At 64.8% G+C, this 19,879-nt stretch carries 20 protein-coding genes; 3 read left to right on the top strand and 17 right to left on the bottom strand.

Annotated features, from left to right (window positions below; translation table 11 throughout):
- Positions 1 to 110: 110 nt before the first annotated feature.
- The gene (gene gfa / locus HBJ55_RS17480) at positions 111 to 851 is read left to right on the top strand and encodes an S-(hydroxymethyl)glutathione synthase (RefSeq protein ID WP_240936175.1); all 741 of its coding nucleotides are present in this window, start codon (positions 111 to 113) and stop codon (positions 849 to 851) included.
- A gap of 66 nt (positions 852 to 917) precedes the next feature.
- Here the strand turns inward: gfa and HBJ55_RS17475 are convergent, their stop codons facing one another.
- The 10 genes from HBJ55_RS17475 to HBJ55_RS17430 all read right to left on the bottom strand — a co-directional run bounded on the left by HBJ55_RS17475 (position 918) and on the right by HBJ55_RS17430 (position 11,615).
- The gene (locus HBJ55_RS17475; protein WP_167117927.1) at positions 918 to 2,624 is read right to left on the bottom strand and encodes a DEAD/DEAH box helicase family protein; all 1,707 of its coding nucleotides are present in this window, start codon (positions 2,622 to 2,624) and stop codon (positions 918 to 920) included.
- An 81-nt stretch (positions 2,625 to 2,705) separates the two neighbouring features.
- Positions 2,706 to 3,914 (bottom strand): benzoate/H(+) symporter BenE family transporter, encoded by a 1,209-nt coding sequence (locus HBJ55_RS17470; RefSeq protein ID WP_167117924.1) that lies wholly within the window; start codon positions 3,912 to 3,914, stop codon positions 2,706 to 2,708.
- Between the two features lie 88 nt (positions 3,915 to 4,002).
- On the bottom strand, positions 4,003 to 5,256 hold the full coding sequence (locus HBJ55_RS17465) for a benzoate/H(+) symporter BenE family transporter (protein WP_167117921.1): 1,254 nt from the start codon (positions 5,254 to 5,256) through the stop codon (positions 4,003 to 4,005).
- Positions 5,257 to 5,324: 68 nt separating this feature from the next.
- Positions 5,325 to 6,101, bottom strand: coding sequence for a benzoate diol dehydrogenase BenD (gene benD / locus HBJ55_RS17460; protein ID WP_167117918.1), 777 nt, complete (start codon positions 6,099 to 6,101; stop codon positions 5,325 to 5,327).
- Complete coding sequence (gene benC, locus HBJ55_RS17455; protein ID WP_167117915.1) at positions 6,098 to 7,141, bottom strand: benzoate 1,2-dioxygenase electron transfer component BenC; 1,044 nt, start codon at positions 7,139 to 7,141, stop codon at positions 6,098 to 6,100. The genes benD and benC overlap by 4 nt, the downstream gene beginning before the upstream one ends.
- Positions 7,142 to 7,174: 33 nt before the next feature.
- Entirely contained in the window at positions 7,175 to 7,666 is a 492-nt protein-coding gene (gene benB / locus HBJ55_RS17450; RefSeq protein ID WP_167117912.1) for a benzoate 1,2-dioxygenase small subunit, read from the bottom strand.
- Positions 7,667 to 7,676: 10 nt separating this feature from the next.
- Positions 7,677 to 9,059, bottom strand: coding sequence for a Rieske 2Fe-2S domain-containing protein (locus HBJ55_RS17445; protein WP_167117909.1), 1,383 nt, complete (start codon positions 9,057 to 9,059; stop codon positions 7,677 to 7,679).
- 110 nt (positions 9,060 to 9,169) lie between these two features.
- On the bottom strand, positions 9,170 to 10,138 hold the full coding sequence (gene catA / locus HBJ55_RS17440; protein WP_167117906.1) for a catechol 1,2-dioxygenase: 969 nt from the start codon (positions 10,136 to 10,138) through the stop codon (positions 9,170 to 9,172).
- Positions 10,139 to 10,190: 52 nt separating this feature from the next.
- On the bottom strand, positions 10,191 to 10,481 hold the full coding sequence (gene catC, locus HBJ55_RS17435; RefSeq protein WP_167117903.1) for a muconolactone Delta-isomerase: 291 nt from the start codon (positions 10,479 to 10,481) through the stop codon (positions 10,191 to 10,193).
- A gap of 15 nt (positions 10,482 to 10,496) precedes the next feature.
- Positions 10,497 to 11,615 (bottom strand): muconate cycloisomerase family protein, encoded by a 1,119-nt coding sequence (locus tag HBJ55_RS17430; protein WP_167117901.1) that lies wholly within the window; start codon positions 11,613 to 11,615, stop codon positions 10,497 to 10,499.
- A 102-nt stretch (positions 11,616 to 11,717) separates the two neighbouring features.
- Between HBJ55_RS17430 and HBJ55_RS17425 the strand changes: the two genes are divergently transcribed.
- The gene (locus HBJ55_RS17425) at positions 11,718 to 12,620 is read left to right on the top strand and encodes a LysR family transcriptional regulator (RefSeq protein WP_167117899.1); all 903 of its coding nucleotides are present in this window, start codon (positions 11,718 to 11,720) and stop codon (positions 12,618 to 12,620) included.
- Positions 12,621 to 12,639: 19 nt separating this feature from the next.
- Here HBJ55_RS17425 and HBJ55_RS17420 read toward each other — a convergent pair whose 3' ends face one another.
- From HBJ55_RS17420 to HBJ55_RS17410, 3 genes are all read right to left on the bottom strand, one after another.
- Complete coding sequence (locus tag HBJ55_RS17420; protein WP_206022734.1) at positions 12,640 to 13,251, bottom strand: class I SAM-dependent methyltransferase; 612 nt, start codon at positions 13,249 to 13,251, stop codon at positions 12,640 to 12,642.
- Positions 13,252 to 13,296: 45 nt separating this feature from the next.
- Positions 13,297 to 13,920 (bottom strand): LysE family transporter, encoded by a 624-nt coding sequence (locus HBJ55_RS17415; protein WP_167117897.1) that lies wholly within the window; start codon positions 13,918 to 13,920, stop codon positions 13,297 to 13,299.
- A gap of 173 nt (positions 13,921 to 14,093) precedes the next feature.
- Positions 14,094 to 14,489, bottom strand: coding sequence for a GFA family protein (locus tag HBJ55_RS17410; protein WP_167117895.1), 396 nt, complete (start codon positions 14,487 to 14,489; stop codon positions 14,094 to 14,096).
- Between the two features lie 184 nt (positions 14,490 to 14,673).
- On the opposite strand from HBJ55_RS17410, the gene HBJ55_RS17405 reads away from it, so the two are divergent.
- Positions 14,674 to 15,390: an SDR family NAD(P)-dependent oxidoreductase gene (locus HBJ55_RS17405; RefSeq protein ID WP_167117893.1), complete on the top strand. Its 717-nt coding sequence runs from the start codon at positions 14,674 to 14,676 to the stop codon at positions 15,388 to 15,390.
- Positions 15,391 to 15,397: 7 nt separating this feature from the next.
- On the opposite strand, the gene HBJ55_RS17400 is transcribed toward HBJ55_RS17405, so the two are convergent.
- From HBJ55_RS17400 to HBJ55_RS17385, 4 genes are all read right to left on the bottom strand, one after another.
- On the bottom strand, positions 15,398 to 16,621 hold the full coding sequence (locus tag HBJ55_RS17400; protein ID WP_167117891.1) for a CaiB/BaiF CoA transferase family protein: 1,224 nt from the start codon (positions 16,619 to 16,621) through the stop codon (positions 15,398 to 15,400).
- Positions 16,622 to 16,678: 57 nt separating this feature from the next.
- Positions 16,679 to 18,184: a tripartite tricarboxylate transporter permease gene (locus HBJ55_RS17395; RefSeq protein ID WP_167117889.1), complete on the bottom strand. Its 1,506-nt coding sequence runs from the start codon at positions 18,182 to 18,184 to the stop codon at positions 16,679 to 16,681.
- Positions 18,185 to 18,222: 38 nt separating this feature from the next.
- On the bottom strand, positions 18,223 to 18,723 hold the full coding sequence (locus HBJ55_RS17390) for a tripartite tricarboxylate transporter TctB family protein (protein WP_167117887.1): 501 nt from the start codon (positions 18,721 to 18,723) through the stop codon (positions 18,223 to 18,225).
- A gap of 74 nt (positions 18,724 to 18,797) precedes the next feature.
- Positions 18,798 to 19,784 carry a Bug family tripartite tricarboxylate transporter substrate binding protein gene (locus HBJ55_RS17385; RefSeq protein WP_167117884.1) on the bottom strand — a complete coding sequence of 329 codons (987 nt, stop codon included), beginning with the start codon at positions 19,782 to 19,784 and terminating at the stop codon, positions 18,798 to 18,800.
- Positions 19,785 to 19,879: the final 95 nt, after the last annotated feature.

Raw genomic sequence — 19,879 nt, 5'->3', positions numbered from 1 at the left:
CACGAGATGCCGTTCGAGAAGATCAACGAGGCGTTCGAGCTGCTGCACGAGGGCAAGAGCATTCGTACCGTGCTTCGGTATTGACGCGTCCAAGGGACAAGGAGGCAACCATGAGCCTGATGGACATGATCCAGCGCTGGTTCGGCGGCAAGCCCGCCCCGCCGAGAACTGCACATGGCGGCAGCACAAGAACCACCAAGCCACAGAGCACACCCCGTACGCCGCCTCCCGCGGCGAAGCCCTCGACAACGACAACACAGGGGAGTCAGCCCACCATGAGCCACCACAGCGTTCACATTCATCCCGCCGTCGACGACGGCGTCAAGCGCGGCAGCGAGAGCTTCACCGGTGGCAAGCTCTACTGCCACTGCAGCAGCAACCAGGTCGAGGTGACGGTCGACGCCCAGTGCGCCCACAATCACGTCTGCGGCTGCACCAAGTGCTGGAAACCCGAAGGTGCGCTGTTCTCGATGGTGGCCGTGGTGCCCCGCGACCAGCTCCGAGTCACCGCCAACGAGGACAAACTCGAGGTGGTCGATCCGGCCGCCGCCATCCAGCGCCATGCCTGCCGTGAATGCGGCGTGCACATGTACGGCCGCATCGAGAACACCGGCCATCCCTTTCACGGGCTGGATTTCATCCACACCGAGCTGTCGTACGACGAAGGCTGGGCCGGCCCCGAGTTCGCCGCCTTCGTCTCGTCGATCATCGAGTCCGGCGCCAACCCTGATGACATGAGCAGCGTGCGCTCACGACTCCAGGAGCTGGGCCTGCCGCCCTACGACTGCCTCTCGCCGCCGCTGATGGATGCCATCGCCACGCATACCGCCAAGGCCAAGGGGGTGCTCTGACCAAAAGACGTTAAGAGAGGCGAAATATCACATCACGGGTCCGACAATGTGCGGACCCGTGTCGTTTTAATGCTCGGGTACTCCCAGTTCGGCAAACAGCGCCGCCAGCTCGGGATTCTGCCGCTTGGCGTGCAGCAGCATGGGGTCTTCTACTGCGAAGCGGCCCGAGCTGGCGCACAGGTACGTCTTGCCGCTCGTGGCGTCGATGAAGCGGACCTCCGGCACCTTGGCGATGCACTGCTTGAGGAAGGTGCAGTTGTTGGCCACCGCCAGCACGTCGCCGCCGGGATAGACCTCTTCCGGGCACGTCGCCGAGGTGTTGATCTTCTTGTAGCGCTCGATGTCGACCAAGCCCAGGGGCGCCAGGATGTGGAGCGCGTCGCGGGTACCGTGGGCGACGACCTCGGGCGGGGTATGCCTGGGCACACTGTTATCGAGAAAGACGTACTTGAAGCGCGGCCGTGGACTGACCAGCCACTTGAAGAAGACTCTGGGCATGCCGTCATAGGCTTCCACGCAGTGACCCAGGAAGTCCGACACCGCCTTGTAGCGTCCCCGCTCCAGCCCCCGCTGCCAGCCCCGCTCCACTGTGGCCTCCGGCGGGGTGATGATGAAGTACATGTGCATCGTAGCGACGTACTTGGCATAGGTGTCGTCGAGGATTCGCGCCACCGTCTCGGTGGAGAAGCTGTCGAAGCGAAAGCGGTCGATCAGCAGATGGGGAATGGTCCCGTCCCGCTGCGCCTTGTCGCGGATGTAGCGGTCCAGCTTGGCGTCGATCAGCTTGACCTCCTTGCCCGCCAGGCGACCGGCATACTTATAGGCTTCCCCCAGCCCCTCATAGTCGAGCAGCAGGCGCCGCCAGATATCGGGGGTGATGGTGCCGTACTGATCCGGTGGCAGGCCCAGGTTCTGCAACGTATGTCTCAGCAGGTGTCGCAAGGAGCTCTTACCGGCCGCCGAGGCACCCTTGAGACTGATCAGGATCGGCTCGTCGGCAAGAGGCACCCGATCGTAGCCCTCCTGCTGCATGGCCCGCTCGACGTGGGGAGCCAGCAGGCGGCCGATGACGCGGCTGCCATAGTCGTTACAGGCATGTCGGGTGATCAACCTTGCCAGGACCTCGCGATCCATCCCGATATGGCCCTGGGCAGCGGCAATCGAACTCAGCACTCGGTAGGCGCTCTTGTAGACGGCCTGCTCCAGCTCGTCCCGGGCAGCCAGGCCCTGCTGCTTGATGCTCTTAATCGCATCGTGGTGGCGCTCCTCCAACGAGCGGCGATCCTGCGGGCGCGGAGCGGAACGCTTGCCCAGCCAGCGAGCCAGGAAGGAGACAGGCTCGGGATCGCCCGTCTCCGGTTCGGGGGCGAAGGCCGCTTCCAGGATCTCTCCCGCCCTGCCCTGTATCGACGCGCAGAGTCGGTCGAATGCCCGCTGGAATGCCGACAGCTGGGGAGAAAGGTAGTCGGCCAGGATCTTGAGCACGATGCGGCGGAAGTTATGCCCCAACACCTCTTCCTGTTCGCCCTCGTGCACCAGGATGTCGGCGGTCACCCGCACGATCAGCTCGTGCAGCACCAGGCGCTCGGCGCGGAACGCGACCAGTTCCTCCTCCTCGAGCCCGGTGAGCGCCCTCAGCTCGGGGATCTCGGCCAAGTCGGAAGAGACGCTCTCGGGGCGATGAATGGTTTCCAGGGGCCGGTAGCGCCTGGGCAGGTCGGCCTCGAGGCCGGGGTTCCAAGCCGAGTACTCGGGAGCAGCTCGATCAAGCATAAGTGCCACGCACGTGCTGAGGTTTCAGGCCGATGGTCGGCGGTCATGCTCGACATTGGCCGAATTTCTCGCGCGGGGCAATCACTGCCTCTCGCCGGCGGCAGAAGCCTTCCGTCGGTCCGACAGCACGAAGGGACGGTGCAGCAGTTGGTAGGCCAGGGATCCCACCACCACACCCCAGAAGGCCGAACCCAGCCCCAGGAAACTGATGCCCGAAGCGGTGGCGATGAAGGTGATCACCGAGGCCTCCAGGTGATCCTTGCGGGCGGCGAAGGCGCTGACATTGCTGGTGATGGCGCCGATCAGCGCCAAACCGGCCAGCACCGCCACGAACTCCCCGGGCAGCGAGGTGAAGAGCAGCACGATGGTACCGGCGAAGGTGCCACCGATCAGGTAGAAGAGACCATTGGCCACCCCGGCCACGTAGCGCTTGCCGGGGTCCTCGTGGGCCTCCTTGCCGGTGCAGATGGCCGCGGTGATAGCCGCCACCACGGTAGTAATGCCGCCGAAGAAGGCGGTGCCGAAGGAGGTCAGGCTGGTGATGGTGACGATCGGCTTGGCCGGCGTGTCGTAGCCCGAAGTGCGCAGGATCGCCATGCCCGGCAGGAACTGTCCGGTGAGGCTGACCAGCGTCAGCGGAATTGCCAGGCTCAGGGTGGCGTTCCAGGTCCACTCGGGGCGGATGAACTGGGGCTCGGCCAGCTGGATCGAGACGCCGCGCAAACTCGCCCCTTCCAATACCACCGCCAGTACCACACCGACGATCAGCAGCAGGATCAAGCTGTAGCGCGGGTTGAGCCGCTTGAAGACCAGGTAGGCGACGATCATGCCGATGGCCAGCGCTGGTACCGACTCCAGCGCGACGAAGATCCCTACGCCGAACTGGAACAGGATGCCGGCCAGCATGGCACTGGCGATGCCGGGCGGGATCGCCTGGACGATGCGGTCGAAGGAACCGGTGATACCGACCACGAAAAGTATCACCGCCGCGGAGAGGTAGGCCCCCACGGCCTCGCCCAGCGACAGCTCCGGAAACAGGCTGACCAGCAGCGCCGTGCCCGGCGCCGACCAGGCGGTGACCACCGGCACCTTGAGCCACAGGCTGAGCAGGATGCCGGAGGCAGCGGCACCGATGGAGATCGCCCAGACCCAGGAGGTCATCATGGCATTCGAGATCTCCGCGCTCTGAGCCGCCTGGAAGAAGATCGCCAGCGGACCGGCATAGGAGATCAACACCGCCACGAAGCCGGCGGTGAGCGCGGGTAGGGAAGCATCTTTGAGTAGCGACATGGTCAACGGCCTTGGCTGGTATCTGCCTGCGAGAAAAAAGGCCTGGACCAGCGCGGTCTCAGGCCAAGGAGGATTCATGCGTAACGGATCAACGCGCCGAAGCGGCGGAACGGCGGGAGGTGGCGGACTCACGCGAGAAGTCGAAGTCGCGGAACTCCACCAGCATGGAGAGCCCCGCCCCCAGTACCAGCGCCCAGAAGGAGGAACCGATGCCGAGGATCTGGATTCCCGATACGGCAATCAGGAAAGAGAACATCGCGCCCACCTCGTGCTTGCCGGAGAAGGTCATCTGCATGGCCGAGCCGATCACGCGCAGCAGCGCCAGCCCCGCGATGATGGCGATGAAGTAGCTCGGCATCGCCTCGATCAGGCTGAACACGAAGCCGTAGAAGGGCGCTGCCGTGACGAAGATGATGCCGACGATCACCGCCGCCACCCAGCGCTTGTCGTGGCTGCCGGCCTCGGGACCCGAACAGATGCCGGTCATCGGCGCGGCGATGCAGGTGCTGTGCAGGTTGAAGAAGGCCGAGATCATGGTACCGAAGCCTCCCAGCGCGGTGATGGCATTGGCCGGCGCGCTCTTGTAGCCCATGCCCTTGACCAGCCCCACCCCGGCGGGTGTCTCCATGCCAACGAGAATCAGCGCCAGCGGTAGGCCGTAGGCCAGGAAGGCCTCCAGAGTGAAGGCGGGCATGATGAACTCGGGCAGCTTGAAGGAGAACGTCACACTCGAGAAATCGGCGCCGGAAAGGGCCATGTAGCCGACGCCCACCAGCAGCGTGACTACCAGCGGCGGCACCCGGCGCAGATAGCGCGCGGCGAAGAAGAAGGAAAGGATCATGACCGATGCCGGCAGCAGCGCATTCTGCAGCGGCATCACCATATTGGTGCCGAACTTGAGCAATATGCCCGCTACCATGCCCATCACGATGGGCATCGGAATCAGCCGCATGACCAGGCTCATCCACCCGGCAAGACCCACCACCAGCGCGATGGCCCCCGCCATCAGCGTGGCACCCAGCGCCTCGTTGAGCCCCACCACGGGGATGATGGCGGCGAACAGCAGCGCACCGGGGATGGAATTGGCCATCGGCAGCGGCAAGCGGTAGTAGGCCGGCAGGAAGAGCCCGAACAGACCGTTGATCATCAGGTAGCTGATCACCCACAGCAGGGTGAACTCCTGGGGGAGCCCCGCCGCGGTGCCGGCGCTGATATGGATGATCCCGGCGCTGAGGCCGAAGATCCCGGCCACCAGGCCGGCACTCAGGTTGTCGGCGTTGAGGTCGCGAATGAAGTCGCGTGGCGCCGTGACAAGGCCGGCACCTTTCTCGATATGTTTCACGGTGTACTCCAGGGGATGTTGTTATCGTTGAGTGAGTGGTGCGTACAGGTGAACGTGGCACGGGCTGATCAGCCGCTGTCACCTCCCGCCACCGGCATCACGCTGCCGGTGATGTAGCTGGCATCGCGCGAGGCCAGGAACAGGATCGGGCCGGCCTGCTCGTCGAGGGTGCCGTAGCGCCCCATGAAGCTGGTGGCCTGGGTCTGGTCGATCAATTGCTGGTACCACGCCTTTTCCTGCTCGCTGGGCTGGGCGCTGTTGCGTGGCGTGATCCGCGGCGGCGCCTCGGTGCCGCCGGGGGCGGTGGCGTTGACGCGAATGCCGTGCTCGGCATACTCGAAGGCCAGCGCCACGGTCATGGCGTTGACGCCACCCTTGGCGGCGGCATAGGGCACCCGGTTGATGCCGCGGGTGGCCACCGAGGAGACGTTGACGATGTTGCCCCGGCTCTCCAGCAGGAAGGGCAGCGCCGCGCGACAGCACCACAGGGTGGGAAACAGCGAGCGACGCACCTCGGCCTCGATCTGCTCGGGACCGTAGTGCTCGTAGGGCTGGGCCCAGATGGTGCCGCCGACGTTGTTGATCAGCACGTCGAGCCGGCCGTAGTGCTCCCGCACCTGGCGCATCACACTTTCCGCGCCTTCCCAGGTTTCCAGGTCGGCCATGAGGGCGATCGCCTCGATGCCCGCGTCGCGCAGCTCGATCGCCACCCGCTCGACGTGCTCGGCGCGGTCCACCAGCGCCAGCCGGGCGCCTTCGGCCCCGGCGCGCTCGGCGACGCGCCGGCCGATGCCCTGGGCGGCGCCGGTGATCACCATCACCTGCCCTTCAAAACGCGCGCTCATGCCATCGCCTCCTTCTTAGCCTCTTCCGGGGCCAGGCTCGGGGTGAACTTCTCGTAGTGGAAGCTGGCCGGGTCGATGCCCTGCTCGCGGAAGTGGGTGAGCACCGCGTCTACCATCGGCGGTGGCCCGCACAGGTAGACGTCGACGGCGCCGTCGTGCAGCAGTTCAGGCGCCATGTGGTGGGTCACGTATCCCTTGCGCGGATGTTCGCTCGCCGCGTCGGCCACCACCGTGGTGTAGGCGAAGTCGGGCAGCGCCTCGACGAAGGCGTCGAGTTCGTCGAGCTTGACCAGATGGTCATCGATGTTGACGCCGTAGAGCAGGCGCACCGGCTGATCGCAGCCGCGCTCCTGCAGCTGGCGCAGCATGGCCAGAAACGGCGCCAGGCCGGTGCCGCCGGCCAGCATCAGCACGGGGCGCTCGACTTCGCGCAGGTAGAAGCTGCCCATCGGCCCGGTCAGGGTCAGCGCATCCTCGGGCTTCGCCGTCCCGGTGAGATAGCCGCTCATCAGTCCGTCCGGCACGTTGCGGATCAGGAACGAGGCGCGCCGTTCACCGGGCAGCGAGCTGAACGAATAGGAGCGGGTCTCGTCGCTGCCCGGTACCTGGATGTTGACGTACTGGCCCGGCAGGAAAGTGAGCCCCTCGCCTTCGTCGAGATCCACGACCAGCTCGAAGCTGTCCTCGGAGAGGCGCGAAACCTCGGCGACCCGGCCGGGGAACTCGCCGACGCCGGTCTTGCACAGCGTCGAGGCCACCGGCACCTGCACCACGCAGTCCGACGACGGCACCATCTGGCAGGTCAGCACCTTGCCTTCGGCGGCCTCCTCGTCGGAGAGCGCCTCGTCGATGTACTCGTCGCCCAGGTCGAAGGCGCCCTGCTCACAAGTGCCCTTGCAGGTGCCGCAGACGCCGTCGGAGCAGTCCATCGGCAGGTGGACCTTGTGGCGATAGGCGGCGTCGAGCACCGTCTCGCCGTCCTTGCAGCTGATGAAACGGGTCACGCCGTCTTCGAAGTTGAGGGCTATCGTGTAGCTCATGCTCGTCTCCTCCCCCACCGGGTTCGCAATCGTTCAGACGTGATACACGTCGATGACCTGGTGGATGTAGTCGTTGTTGAGCACCACCTTCTTGTAGGTGATCAGCGGTGTGTCGCCGGACACGTCCAGGGTGTAGAAGGAGGTGCCGAAGTAGGCGCTGGTCTGCTGGTAGCGGTGGCTCAGGGTGTGCCAATTGAAGCGCAGCTCGACCGTGTCGCCCTGCTGGGAGAGCACCTCCAGGTTGGTGACCTGGTGGGTGGTGCGCGGCTCGGGGATGCTGGTCGCCCCGGAGCGCTCGGTCTTGATGCGGTAGACGCGGTCCTCAAGACCCTCGCGGTTGGGGTAGTAGATCAGCGAGATCTCGCTCTGGGGGTCCTCGGTCAGGCGGTCGTCGTCGTCCCAGGCCGGCATCCAGAAGACGACGTCCTTGCTGTAGCAGGTCAGCCACTCGTCCCACTCGCGATCGTCGAGCAGACGGGCTTCGCGATGAACGAAGGCCTGGATGGCCAGAAAGTCGATGCTCATGATGCCCTCCTCAGGATTCGCTAGTGGCAACAGGCGTGGTGGCGATGAACTGGCTGCGCTCTTTCGCAATGGCGCGCAGCATCTCCTCGACCCAGTGCTTGTGGTGCAGCACGTAGAGCCCTTCGTCCTCGGGCGAGGCGCCACTGAGCAGCGGCTTCATGTCGATGGCCTTGGCATTGTCGTCGGCCCCATCGATCCACTGCTTGGCGCCGCGGGAGAGATCGTTCCACTCGGCGTCGAGCCCGGCGTAGCCGTTCTGGCAGGCGCGGAACTCCTCCAGGTCGTCGGGCGTGCCCATGCCGCTGACGTTGAAGAAATCCTCGTACTGGCGGATACGCAGCGCACGGTTCTCGGCGGACTCGCCCTTGGGCGCGAAGCAGTAGATGGTGACCTCGCTCTTGTCCACGGCGATCGGCCGGATGACGCGGATCTGGGTGGAGAACTGGTCCATCAGGTAGACGTTGGGGTAGAGGCAGAGATTGCGCGTCTGGTTGACGATGGAGTCGGCCCGTGCCTCGCCGAGCTCCTGCTCGATGCGCTCGCGCTGGGAGTAGACCGGGCGCACCTCGGGGTTGAGCAGGCGGGTCCACAGCATCATGTGGCCGTTCTCATAGGAGTAGAAGCCACCCATGCTCTTCGACCAGCCGTTGGCGTCCACCGCCTTGGTGCCGCCGGCGTCGTAGTTGCGCCGCTCCATGGTCGAGGCGTAGTTCCAGTGCACGGTGCTGACGTGGTAGCCGTCGGCGCCGTTCTCGGCGCCCAGCTTCCAGTTGCCGTTGAAGGTGTAGGAGGAGGTGCCGCGCAAGATCTCGATGCCCTCCGGCGCCTGGTCGACGATGTTGTCGATGATCTTGGTGGTCTCGCCAAGGTGCTCGGTGAGCGGGGCGACGTCGGCGCTGAGGCTGCCGAACAGGAAGCCGCGGTAGTTCTCGAAGCGCGCCACGCGCTTGAGATCGTGGGAGCCCTCCTGCTTGAAGCTCTCGGGGTAGGCACCGGTCTTCTCGTTCTTGGCCTTGAGCAGCTTGCCGTCGTTCTTGAACGACCAGCCGTGGAACGGGCAGGTGAAGGTGCCCTTGTTGCCGCGCTTCTTGCGGCACAAGGTGGCGCCGCGGTGGGCGCAGGCGTTGATCAGCGCGTGCAGTTCGCCCTGCTTGTCGCGGGTGATGATTACCGGCTGGCGGCCCATGGTGACGGTCATGTAGTCGCCCGGCTCCGCAACCTGGCTCTCGTGAGCCAGGAACAGCCAGTTGCCCTCGAAGATGTGCTTCATCTCCAGTTCGAAGAAGGCCGGGTCAGTGAACATGCTGCGGTGGCAGCGGAAGATGCCGTTCTCGGGGTCGTCGACGACGGCACCGCGAACGCGCTTCTCGAGACGATCAAGCTGTGCGGTCATGGCTCCAACTCCTCGTTGCTCTTGTCAGGGTCGTAAGGCTCCCCTACCCACCGGCCCAGGCCAGCGGGGGAGCTCTTCATGGCGTCAAGTTCGTGCGTCGGAAGCGGCGATCAGGCCTCGGCGGGCTCGCGCTGGCTCGGTGCCGCCTCGTCCTCGAGTGCCCGCGGACGCTTGTGGCGGGTCTGCAGCTCGGGGTCGGCGGTCGAGGCCAGCTCAACGTCGAACACCACCTCGGTGAAGGGCGCTTCGAGGCCGCGCTTGGCGGCCTCGGCGGCGTCCTCGATGCGGGTGGCGTCAACCACCAGCTCCTCGCGGGTGGCGAAGGCGAAATCGTCCCAGGTGTACTCGTCGCCAGCCAGGTTGATCTGGGTGGTCAGATGGCGATGGCCGGGCGCGGAGACGAAGAAGTGGATGTGCGCCGGGCGCTGGCCGTGGCGACCCAGCAGCTTGAGCACCTGGTCGGTGGGGCTGCCGGCCGGCACGCCGTAGCCGGAGGGAATGATGCTCCGCGCGCGGTAATGCCCCTCGGCGTCGGCGAGGATGGTGCGGCGCAGGTTGTAATCCGACTGCGACGGATCGAAGAAGGAGTAGTTGCCCTTGGAGTCGGCGTGCCAGATTTCCACTTGGGCGCCGGGGATCGGCTTGCCCTGGGTGTCGCGTACCTGGCCGGTCAGCCACATGACCTCGGCACCTTCGTCGCTACCGTCGTCCAGGCGCGCCTCGCCCTCGGCCACCGGTGCGCCGGCCACATAGAGCGGGCCTTCGATGGTGCGCGGCGTGCCGCCGGTCAGGCCGGCCTGCTCGTCGGCGGCATCCATGCGCATGTCGAGGTAGTGATCGAAGCCGAGCCCCGGGGCCAGCAGGCCGAACTGGCTCTCCTTGCCCAGCTCGTTGAGCAGGCTGACGGCGGACCAGAACTCCTCGGGGCTGACATCGAAGTCATCCATCAGGCGGTACACGTCGGAGAGCAGGCGATGCAGGATCTGCTTGGCGCGGTGGCTGCCGCCCTGCTCGTCGAAGCCGGCCACGGCTTTCAGGAAGTTCTGCACGTCGGGGGTGTCATGGATCTTCACGGTCATGGGTCTGTCCTCGTTGTCATTGGCTGCCCCGTGGGGCTGGCGTGCTGCTTGATCAGCTGTCGTCGTCGCGAATCGATGACGGATGGCGGCACAGCGGCTTGACGCTGATCTCCATCCACGGGAAGAGCGGCAGGCCCGCGACGAGCTCCTGCAGCTCGGCGTTGTCGCGCACGTCGAAGATGCTGACGTTGGCGTAGCTGCCGGCGACCCGCCACAGGTGGCGCCACTTGCCCTGGCGCTGCAGCTCCTGGGCGTACTCCTTCTCGCGCGCCTTGATTGCGGCAGCCTCCTCGGCCGGCATCGATGGCGGCAGCTTGACGGTCATTTCCACCTGAAAAAGCATGCGTGCGTCCTCCGGTTACTTGCGTGTGAAGTGGGCAAGCTTGTCTTCATCCAGGGCTACTCCCAGCCCCGGGCCTTTCGGCAGCTCGACGCCAAATTCGCCATAGGCCAGCGGCTCGGCGACGATGTCGTCCCTGAGCAGCAGCGGGCCGAACATCTCGCTGCCCCAGGCCAGCTCGGGCAGCGTCGCCCAGGCGTGCAGCGAGGCGGCGGTGCCGATGGTGCCCTCCAGCAGGGTGCCGCCGTAGAGGCCAATGCCGGCCGCCCGGGCCACCTGGGCCAGCGCCAGGGCACCGCGCGGGCCGCCGGCCTTGGCGATCTTGAGCGCGTAGGCGCCGCTGAAGCCGGCCGCGGCCAGCTCGAAGCCGTCGCGCGCGTCGGCCACTGCCTCGTCGGCCAGCATCGGCACCTCGAAGCGGTTGGCCAGGCGCACCATGCCAGCATGCTCGCGGGCAGGAATCGGCTGCTCGATCAGCTCGATGCCGGCGGCCTGCAGGGCGGCAATGCCGCGCACGGCTGTGCGCTCGTCCCAGGCCTGGTTGACGTCTACCCTGACGCTTGCCCGCTCACCCAGCGCCTCCTTGATCGCGGCAACATGGCGCACGTCGTCGTCCACGGCGTTGGCGCCGATCTTGAGCTTGAAGTCGCAGTGGCGGCGCTGCTCCAGGCGCTGGAAGGCCTCGTCGATATCGCGGCCGGTGTCGCCGCTGGCCAGGGTCCACAGCACCGGCAGATGGTCGTGGCGCGCGCCGCCGAGCAGCTCGGCCATGGACAACCCCAGGCGCTTGCCCTGGGCGTCGAGCAGCGCGGTCTCCAGCGCCGACTTGGCGATGGCGTTACCGCGGGCGTGGCGGTCGAGGCGAGCGCGCAGCGTGGCGACGGCACCCGCCGGCTGGCCGATCAGCAGCGGCGCCAGGTAGGCGTCGATGTTGCGCTTGATGCTCTCGGGGCTCTCGGGGCCATAGGCGAGCCCGCCGATGGTGGTGCCTTCACCCAGGCCCTCGACACCGTCGCTGTCGCGCAGTCGCACTATGACCAGCGTCTGGCAGGCCATGGTGGCCATGGAGAGCTTGTGAGGACGGATGGTCGGCAGGTCGACCAGCAGCGTTTCGATGGACTCGATCACGGATGACATGCGCGCTCCGGCGGTTCGGTGTTTCGATACCTTGGCAGTCTGATTGCCCCGGCGCGGCCGAACCAATATCGTTTAGGTCCCGAGCCATACCCTGGAGGTATCATGGAGCTGCGACATCTACGCTATTTCTGCGTCGTGGCAGAGGAGCTGAACCTGACCCGGGCGGCGGCGAAGCTACACATGGCCCAGCCGCCTTTATCAAGGCAGATCAAGCAATTGGAGAGCGAAATCGGGGCCGAGCTGTTCGAGCGAAGCGCACGCGGCCTGCGCCTGACGCCGGCGGGACAGTTCTTCCATGAGCATACCCTGCAGATACTGGAGAAGATCGACACCACCGTTGCTGCCGCCCAGCGAATGGCGCGCAGCAAGCGCGTGATGTTCGGCATCGGCTTCGTTCCCTCGGTGTTCTACGGGCAGTTGCCGCTGCTGGTGCGGGAATTACGACAAAAGGATAACGTCGAGCTGGTGCTGGCCGAGCTGACCACGGTGCAGCAGGTGAAAGCGCTCAAAAGCGGGCGCATCGACATGGGCTTCGGTCGCATGCGCATCGACGACCCCGACGTGGAGCAGGAGAACCTGTTCGACGAGCCGCTGATGGCCGCGCTGCCCGAAGGCCACCCACTGGCCGATACCACCCCGACGCTGGCCCAGCTCGCCGAGTATCCGCTGGTGCTGTTTCCGGCCCAGCCGAGGCCGAGCCTGGCGGATATTATGCTGGGGCTATTCCGCCGTCGTGGCCTCAAGGTGACTGTGGCGCAGGAGGCCAACGAGCTGCAAACCGCACTCGGCCTGGTCGCCTCGGACCTGGGCATCACCCTGGTGCCGGAGCAGGTCAAGCGCGTCCGCCGCGACGGCATCGTCTACGTCTACCTCGCCGACCCGGGCCTGACCTCGCCGGTAATCTGCAGCCGGCGCAAGGGCGAGGCCCCCTCGCCGATCATGCAGGAGGCCAACGCCATCCTCGAGGTGCTGGTGGAGAATCGCCGCAGCGGTCGCTATCCGTGACAGGCCAGCCTGCGGAGCCTCATCTGTCGAGGGGCTTCGCCACGGCCAGGCACGACGCCCGGCCGCCGTGCTGTGACAGCAGCGTGAACTCCTCCAGCGCCAGGCCGGCTGCAGCGAGCTGCGACTTGAAGGCATCCTCGTAGGTCACCTGGCCGAAATCGATACTGATGAGCCGCTTGAGCATGGGCTTGAAGCGCTCCATGAAACGCGAGGGCTGCTGCTGGATAGTCTGGGTGAAGTAGAGTCGACCGCCCGGTTTCAGTAGCCCGATGCAGTGACGCAAGGCCCGTTCGGGTTCCGGCAGCAGCATGAAGCTGGCGGAGAAGTAGACGGCATCGTAGGGCCCGCCCTGATGATCGTAGACGGACTCGAGACGCACCTCGGCTCGCTCGGCAAGCGGCGAATCTTCAAGCCGTTGCCGGGCGCGTGCGACATAGTCGCCGTCGATATCGATGCCGGTCACGTGCAAACGCTTTTGCTGTACCCGCTCGGCATTGGCTAGCAGCGCACCGGCTGTGCCAATACCCACATCAAGCAGTCTGGCCTCATCGGGCAGCCGATTCAGCACCTCGGCGTACCAGCGCGCGGTGAGCCTGAGGATCAAGGTGTCGTAGAGCAGGCTTCGAATCATGGATGCATCTCAGCAGAACGGAGGCGTCGCACCGGTGAACCAGTGCTATCGGCCCACGATGAGCCGTAGCCCCAAACCTCCCAGGCAGCTGGCTGTCACCCGGTCGATAATACTCTTGAAATGCATGTAACCCTCTCGAAAACGCGGGATGGAGAAGGCACAAGCGACAAAGGAAAACCACACGAACTCATCCAGAAAAACGACCAGCAGAAGCGCGGCTATCAGGCCATTCGAAGACTGTGGCGGCAACAGCGTGATCAGGATCGAACCCATGAAAACCACCACCTTCGGATTCGACAACTGTACCAGCAGCCCTCTAAGGAACGATTTGAATGGTGAAACGGCTGGCCTGGCAACTGAGGCATCGAATTGCATGGGAACTTTGGCATGTCGCCATAGCTGAAACGCGAGATAGAAAAGATAGGCAGCACCGACGATCTTCACGCCGGTATAGACCCAGGGGGCCATGGCGAACAGCAGATGGAGCCCGAATAAGGCGGCAAGCACCCAGATCACCGATCCAACTCCAATGCCGAGTGCTGTCCAGATTGCCGCATTCCGCGAGGTGGAGATCGCTGATCGGGCCACGACGAGCAAGCTCGGTCCCGGGCTGACAACGGCCAGTAGATGTGCAACGCCGACTCCTACCAGAATCAAGAGGAGTTCCATGGGCTACCTCGTTAAATTATTGTTGGGCGCAATAAGCGCATTCTGGACCAGCTCGACACTCTTTGCCTTACGAGGGAACGGAATGTGGCCAACGAGCAGCAGAACGCACTGGCGACTTGCAGCCGCCGCAAGGCGACTCGTGTCCCTCCGAGAGGGACGGATTGTCATTTGCCCTAGCGGTCCGCGGGATGGTTGACGCCGTCCGATACCGCCACCTCGCCCAGCTCGAAAGGATTGACGCCCTCCAGGCAGCCGACGTTGTAGCCATATTCATTGGGATCGGAACGCCGCTGATGGTGCGTATAGATCCCGCAGTTCGCGCAGAAATAGTGTTTCGCTGTCATGGTCTTGAACTGATAGAGCCTCAGGACATCCTCACCCTTGACGACGCGCAGCCCATCGAGACTCACCGAGGCAACTATGGCGCCTTTTCGCCGACAGAGGGAGCAGTCACAGCGTCTCGGGTTCTCGATTCCATTGGGCAGCGTCAACTCGAGTTCGACCGCGCCACAGTGGCAGGTCGCCTTGTGCTTGAGCCGTATCTCGGTATTGCCGACGTTCCTGATCATGTCCCTGCCTAAACATTTCTGGATTAGCCCGAGTTTAACAGGCGCTGCCTTTACAACTCTCCTGTAAAAACCCCGGCCCATTCCAGACCAAGGTCGGGTTGCGGCGCGTGTGCTGGAGCGCAACCATCTAGCGAACTAAAGTACGCTAGGTGCACTTCACGCTCCCGCTTACCAAGGCCCGAACATGACCGAACCACCCTGCGCCATCGTCACCGGCGGCGCTCGCAATATCGGCCAGGCGATCGCCTTGCGCCTGCAGCAGGACGGCTACCGTACCATCGTGCTGGACATCGTCGAGCCCGAGGCCGAGTCGCTCAGGGCCGATGCGCGCCGGGTCGACCTCGCCGAGGTAGAGGCCACCCGGGCGGCGCTCGCCGAGATCGTCGAGACTCATGCCGTGGAGTGCCAGGTCAATAACGTGGGTATCGTCGCGCCCGCGTTGCTCGACGAGACGCGAGTGGAAGACTTCGATCGCCTGATGCACCTCAACGTGCGCTCGGCGCTGGTCTGCACCCAGGCGCTGCTGCCGGGCATGCGAGAGCGCCGCCACGGCCGTATCGTGATCAATGCCAGCCGCGTGGTGCTGGGCAAGGAGGCGCGCAGCCTCTACAGCGCGACCAAGGGCGCGCTGCAGTCCATGGCCCGCACCTGGGCGCTGGAGCTGGCCGGTGACGGCATCACGGTCAACTGCGTCGCCCCCGGCCCCATCGCCACCACAGCCTTCTGGGAGAACAACCCGCCGGAATCGCAGCGTGCGCGGCGCATCATCGACAACATCCCGGTGAAGCGCCTGGGCCAGCCCGAGGATGTGGCCCAGGCGGTGAGCTTCTTCTGCGACGCGCGCAGCGGCTTCGTCACCGGCCAGACACTGTTCGTCTGCGGCGGCGTCAGCGTCGGCTGACGTTGCGCTAGATCACACCAAGCTGGCGCAGTTCGTTTATCTCTTTCGTCGCCTTACCCAGCAGCCGCGCCAGCACGGCCTCGGTATCCTCACCCAGCGCCGGCGGCGCCTTGCAATACTCGATCCGGGTGCGCGAGTACTTGATCGGGTTGGCCACGCCGGGAATCTGCCCGCGTTGAGACTCGAGCTCGATCTTCATCTCTCGTGCCTTGACCTGAGGGTCGTCGAAGACCTGGGCGATGTTCTGGATCGGCCCGCAGGGTACCGCGATCTCGCTCAGCAGCGCTATCCACTCGGTACTGGTGCGCGTGCGGGTGATCTCGACCATCAACGCCACCAGCTCCAGGCGATGCCGGATCCGCTCGGGGTTGGTGGCAAAGCGCGGATCCTCGGCCAGCTTGGGCTGCCCGACCGCCCGGCAGAAACGCTGGAACTGGCCGTCGTTGCCGATGGCGATGATCACCTTCTCTCCGTCGGCGGTGGGGAAAGGCTGGTAGGGCACCAGGTTAGGGTGGTACTCGCCGGTGCGGATGGGCGGCGTGCCGCTGCAGAAATAGTTCTGCGCCTGATTGGCCAGCCAGCTCACCTGCACGTCGAGCAGTGCCATGTCGATGTACTGCCCTTCGCCAGTGAGGTGGCGATGGTGCAGCGCGCCGAGAATGGCAATGGTGGCGTTCATGCCGGTGGTCAGGTCCGCTACCGCCATGCCGACCCGCTGCGGGCCGGCGCCCGGCTCGCCGTCTGCCGCACCGGTGATGCTCATCAGGCCACCCTGAGCCTGGATCAGGTAGTCGTAGCCGGCCATGGCGGCCATCGGCCCGGTCTGGCCGAAGCCGGTGATCGAGCAGTAGATCAGCCCCGGGTTGATGGCTTCGAGGGTAGCGTAGTCGAGCCCCTTGCGCGCCAGGCCGCCACTCTTGAAGTTCTCTACCAGGATATCGCTCTCGGCGGCGAGTTCACGGATCAGCACCTGGCCCTCGGGCTTGCCGATATCCACGGTCACCGAGTGCTTGCCGCGGTTGGCTGAAAGGTAGTAGGCCGACTCGCTGGTCTCGTTGCCGTCGCGGTCCTTGAGCCAGGGCGGCCCCCAGTGGCGCGTGTCGTCGCCGCTCGTCGGGCGCTCGACCTTGATCACCTCCGCGCCCATATCGGCGAGTATCTGGGTGCACCAAGGGCCGGCCATCACGCGGCTCAGGTCGAGCACCCGCAGGCCTGTCAGCGGTCCCGCCATATCATTGCCTCCGCTCGCTGTGGTCCCACCCTTATGGGTTCCGCCCGTGCAGGGTGCTCACGGCGTCTCCTGCGTCGTGTCGCTGGTTGACGGCTGGCGACGCGAGGTGACGTAGCGATAGAGCGCCAGCAGCATCGAGCCCAGCGTCAGGGCGATGAAGAACCAGGTGATCGGGCCGCGCACGAAGATTGCGAGATCGTTGTGGCCGATCAACAGCGAGCGACGCAGATTGTCCTCGAACATCGGCCCGAGTATGAAGCCGATCAGGAAGGGAGCCGCCGGAATCGCCGCCCGGTTGAAGATATAGCCCAGCACGCCGAAGCCCAGCATCAGCCACACATCGAAGGTGTCGTTGTTCACGGCATAGGCGCCGTAGACACAGAACATCAGCACGATGGGAAAGAGGATCGCCTTGGGGATATCGGCGATCAGCGAGAAGTACTTGATGGCCCCGGAGCCCACCACCAGCAACACCAGTGAGCTGAACATAATGCCGATAAACAGCGCATAGATCAGCGTCAGGTTCTCCTGGAACATGATCGGGCCCGGCGTGAGGCCATGGACCATGAAGGCGCCGAGGATGATGGCGGTAATCACGTCGCCCGGGATGCCCAGCGACAGCAGCGGGATCAGGGTCGCCCCGGCCACGCCGTTGTTGCCCGCCTCGGCCGCGGCCACGCCTTCCAACTCGCCCTTGCCGAAGTTGTCGCGGTTGGGCGAGCGGCGACGGGCATCGCTGTAGGAGATAAAGGCCGCGGCGGTGGCCCCGGTCCCGGGAATGGCACCGATGAGCACGCCTATCAGGCTGCCGCGAATGATGCTCTTCAGGCAGCGCTTGAGCTCGACCAGGGTCATGCCCACCCCACTGGCCTTGGCCTTGAGGTGAGGCAGCGCCTTCTTGCGATAGAACTCGATGATCTCGGGGATGGCGAACAGTCCGATCAGCAGCGGGATGAACGAGATCGAGTCCATCAGGTTGTAGTTGCCGAAGGTCAGCCGCTGGGAGCCGTAGACCTCGTCCAGCCCCACCAGCGAGAGCAGGATGCCCATCAGCGCGGCGAGCAGGCCCTTGATCATCGAGCCGCTGGCCAGCGAGATGATGATGGTCAGCGAGAAGCAGATCAGCCAGAAGAACTCCGGGGCACCGAAGTTCAGCGCGATCTTGGCCAGGTAGGCGGCAAAGAAGATCAGCGCGATGTTGGAGATGAAGTCGGCAATCACCGATGAGTAGAGCGCCGTCTTGAGCGCCTTCTTGGCATGGCCCTGCTGGGCCATGGGGTAACCGTCGAGCAGCGTGCAGGCGGAAGCCGGCGAGCCCGGCGTGCGGATCAGGATGGCGGTGATCGAGCCACCGTACATGCCGCCCTTGTAGATGCCCACCAACAGCAGGATGGCCGCTACCGGCTGCATGGAGAAGGTGAACGGCAGCGCCAGGGCCACCGCCATGGTGGCGGTCAGGCCGGGAATGGAGCCCACCACCACGCCGATGACGACGCCCAGCGCAATGGCCAGAAAGTTATCCAGGCTGAGGAAGAGATCGAGGACTTCCGACAACATATCCATAAGTCACCGAAGGCGGGGGTGAGAGCGAGCGCCTGTCATCAGAACGGCATCAGCGGCAGCGGTACGTTCATGATCTTCACGAACAGGAAGGTGACGGCAGCGGGAAATACGAACGCCAGGCCATACACCCACCAGGTCCTGACCGGATGCGCGGCAAACAGGATCAGGGTAGCCAGGATGCCGCTGATCACCGCTCCCAGCGCCTCGAACAGGCCCACGTAGACGACCAGGGCCACCACCATCATGGCGAAGCGCAGCCGAGGGCCCTTCTCGATGCGCCGACCGTCCTCCTTGTCGGTGCTGTCGACCAGTAGCCCCTGTACGATCAGCAGACAGGAGAACCCGAGCATCAGCCAGCCCACGATGCGTGGCAGCCAGCGTGGCGACATCATCGGGTTCTGCAGGATAGGCGGCTCGCCGATGTAGTTCGGAATCAGATAGAACAGCAGTACGGCGGAGGCAGCCAGCAGCATACACCCTGCCAGAACATCGCCGGGGTCGCGGAGCGCCCTGATACGCTTGGGAAACGAGGTCGACATGACACCCCTCCACGGACACGAGCGAGGCGAGGATGATGTCCTCGCCTCAGCATTGCTGTGGTCGGCCCATTCGCTTATTGGCTGATGCCAGCCTGTTCGGCAACACCCTGCCAGCGCTCGACTTCTTGCGCGATGAACTGCTTGTACTCTTCGCCGGCCACTTGGCCCGGCTCGGCGCCCAGCTGATTCGCAAAGTTCACGAACTCCTCGCGCTGCATCACGGCGTCGAGCGCTTCGCGCATGGCGTCCTGCGCCTCCTGGGGGAAGGACTCGTGCGCGATCAAGCCGAACCAGGCGGTGGTCACGAACTGGTCGAGGTTGTATTCACCGACCTCGACCAGTGTGGGTACGTCCGGCAGGTGCTCGGAGCGTTCGGCGGAGGTCACCGCCAGAGCCTTCAGGTCGCCGGAATTGATGTGCGAGAGCACGGTCGGCATGTTCTCGAAAGAAACATCGACGTCTCCGCCCAGCAGTGCCGGCAGAGCCGCGCCGCTGCCGGCAAACGGAACGGCCGTCAGATTGGTCTCGGTCAGCGACTTGAACAACTCGCCCGACATGTGGATGGAGCTGCCTACGCCGCTGTGACTGAAGGTCATGCTCTGCTCACGCGCCGCTTCGACGAACTCATCGACGCTGTCATAAGGGCTATCGGCCGGCACCACCATCACGTTGGGAATGTCGATCAGGTTCTGCAGGAAGACAAAATCCTCGACCGGATCGTAGGCCAGATCGGGATAGATCGCCGCGCCGATGGTGTGGCCTGGCGATGCCATCAGGATAGTGTGATCGACATCGCGGCCGCCGCGCGCCAGGCGGCCGGTAGCCACGGTGGAGCCCGCACCGGGGCGATTCTCGACCACCACGTTGGCGTCCAGCTCCTCCTGAAGCAGATCGGCAACGCGACGCGACAGCACGTCGGTGGTGCCTCCCGGGGCATAGGGGACGACAAGACGTATATCGTCGGTCGGCCACTCGTTGGCATGGGCCGTCGAAACGGCCATCGCGATAGCCAGACCACCGCTGCATGCGGCCAGGCATGCCTTCCTGAGCAAGCTCGTCATCACGCCACCTTTTGTCGTGGAATTGGATTTGTTCGCTTAGCGCACACATATTCGTGATGAATCGAGAGTACTGCGATACGAGTTGGCTCCAAAAC

The organism is Billgrantia bachuensis (genome assembly GCF_011742165.1).
Lineage (GTDB): Bacteria > Pseudomonadota > Gammaproteobacteria > Pseudomonadales > Halomonadaceae > Halomonas > Halomonas bachuensis.
The sequence above is the reverse complement of the archived record's forward strand: the minus strand, read 5'-3'. Positions and strand labels throughout refer to the sequence as shown.

Excerpts from the sequence above, each read along its gene's own strand:
- HBJ55_RS17415 (WP_167117897.1), bottom strand. The coding sequence starts at position 13,920 with ATGGAACTCCTCTTGATTCTGGTAGGAGTCGGCGTTGCACATCTACTG.
- catA (WP_167117906.1), bottom strand. The coding sequence starts at position 10,138 with ATGACCGTGAAGATCCATGACACCCCCGACGTGCAGAACTTCCTGAAA.
- HBJ55_RS17395 (WP_167117889.1), bottom strand. The coding sequence starts at position 18,184 with ATGGATATGTTGTCGGAAGTCCTCGATCTCTTCCTCAGCCTGGATAAC.
- HBJ55_RS17430 (WP_167117901.1), bottom strand. The coding sequence starts at position 11,615 with ATGTCATCCGTGATCGAGTCCATCGAAACGCTGCTGGTCGACCTGCCG.
- HBJ55_RS17410 (WP_167117895.1), bottom strand. The coding sequence starts at position 14,489 with ATGATCAGGAACGTCGGCAATACCGAGATACGGCTCAAGCACAAGGCG.
- catC (WP_167117903.1), bottom strand. The coding sequence starts at position 10,481 with ATGCTTTTTCAGGTGGAAATGACCGTCAAGCTGCCGCCATCGATGCCG.
- HBJ55_RS17390 (WP_167117887.1), bottom strand. The coding sequence starts at position 18,723 with ATGTCGACCTCGTTTCCCAAGCGTATCAGGGCGCTCCGCGACCCCGGC.
- HBJ55_RS17400 (WP_167117891.1), bottom strand. The coding sequence starts at position 16,621 with ATGGCGGGACCGCTGACAGGCCTGCGGGTGCTCGACCTGAGCCGCGTG.
- HBJ55_RS17385 (WP_167117884.1), bottom strand. The coding sequence starts at position 19,784 with ATGACGAGCTTGCTCAGGAAGGCATGCCTGGCCGCATGCAGCGGTGGT.
- HBJ55_RS17420 (WP_206022734.1), bottom strand. The coding sequence starts at position 13,251 with ATGATTCGAAGCCTGCTCTACGACACCTTGATCCTCAGGCTCACCGCG.
- benD (WP_167117918.1), bottom strand. The coding sequence starts at position 6,101 with ATGAGCGCGCGTTTTGAAGGGCAGGTGATGGTGATCACCGGCGCCGCC.
- HBJ55_RS17425 (WP_167117899.1), top strand. The coding sequence starts at position 11,718 with ATGGAGCTGCGACATCTACGCTATTTCTGCGTCGTGGCAGAGGAGCTG.
- HBJ55_RS17405 (WP_167117893.1), top strand. The coding sequence starts at position 14,674 with ATGACCGAACCACCCTGCGCCATCGTCACCGGCGGCGCTCGCAATATC.
- HBJ55_RS17470 (WP_167117924.1), bottom strand. The coding sequence starts at position 3,914 with ATGTCGCTACTCAAAGATGCTTCCCTACCCGCGCTCACCGCCGGCTTC.
- HBJ55_RS17445 (WP_167117909.1), bottom strand. The coding sequence starts at position 9,059 with ATGACCGCACAGCTTGATCGTCTCGAGAAGCGCGTTCGCGGTGCCGTC.
- benB (WP_167117912.1), bottom strand. The coding sequence starts at position 7,666 with ATGAGCATCGACTTTCTGGCCATCCAGGCCTTCGTTCATCGCGAAGCC.
- gfa (WP_240936175.1), top strand. The coding sequence starts at position 111 with ATGAGCCTGATGGACATGATCCAGCGCTGGTTCGGCGGCAAGCCCGCC.
- benC (WP_167117915.1), bottom strand. The coding sequence starts at position 7,141 with ATGAGCTACACGATAGCCCTCAACTTCGAAGACGGCGTGACCCGTTTC.
- HBJ55_RS17475 (WP_167117927.1), bottom strand. The coding sequence starts at position 2,624 with ATGCTTGATCGAGCTGCTCCCGAGTACTCGGCTTGGAACCCCGGCCTC.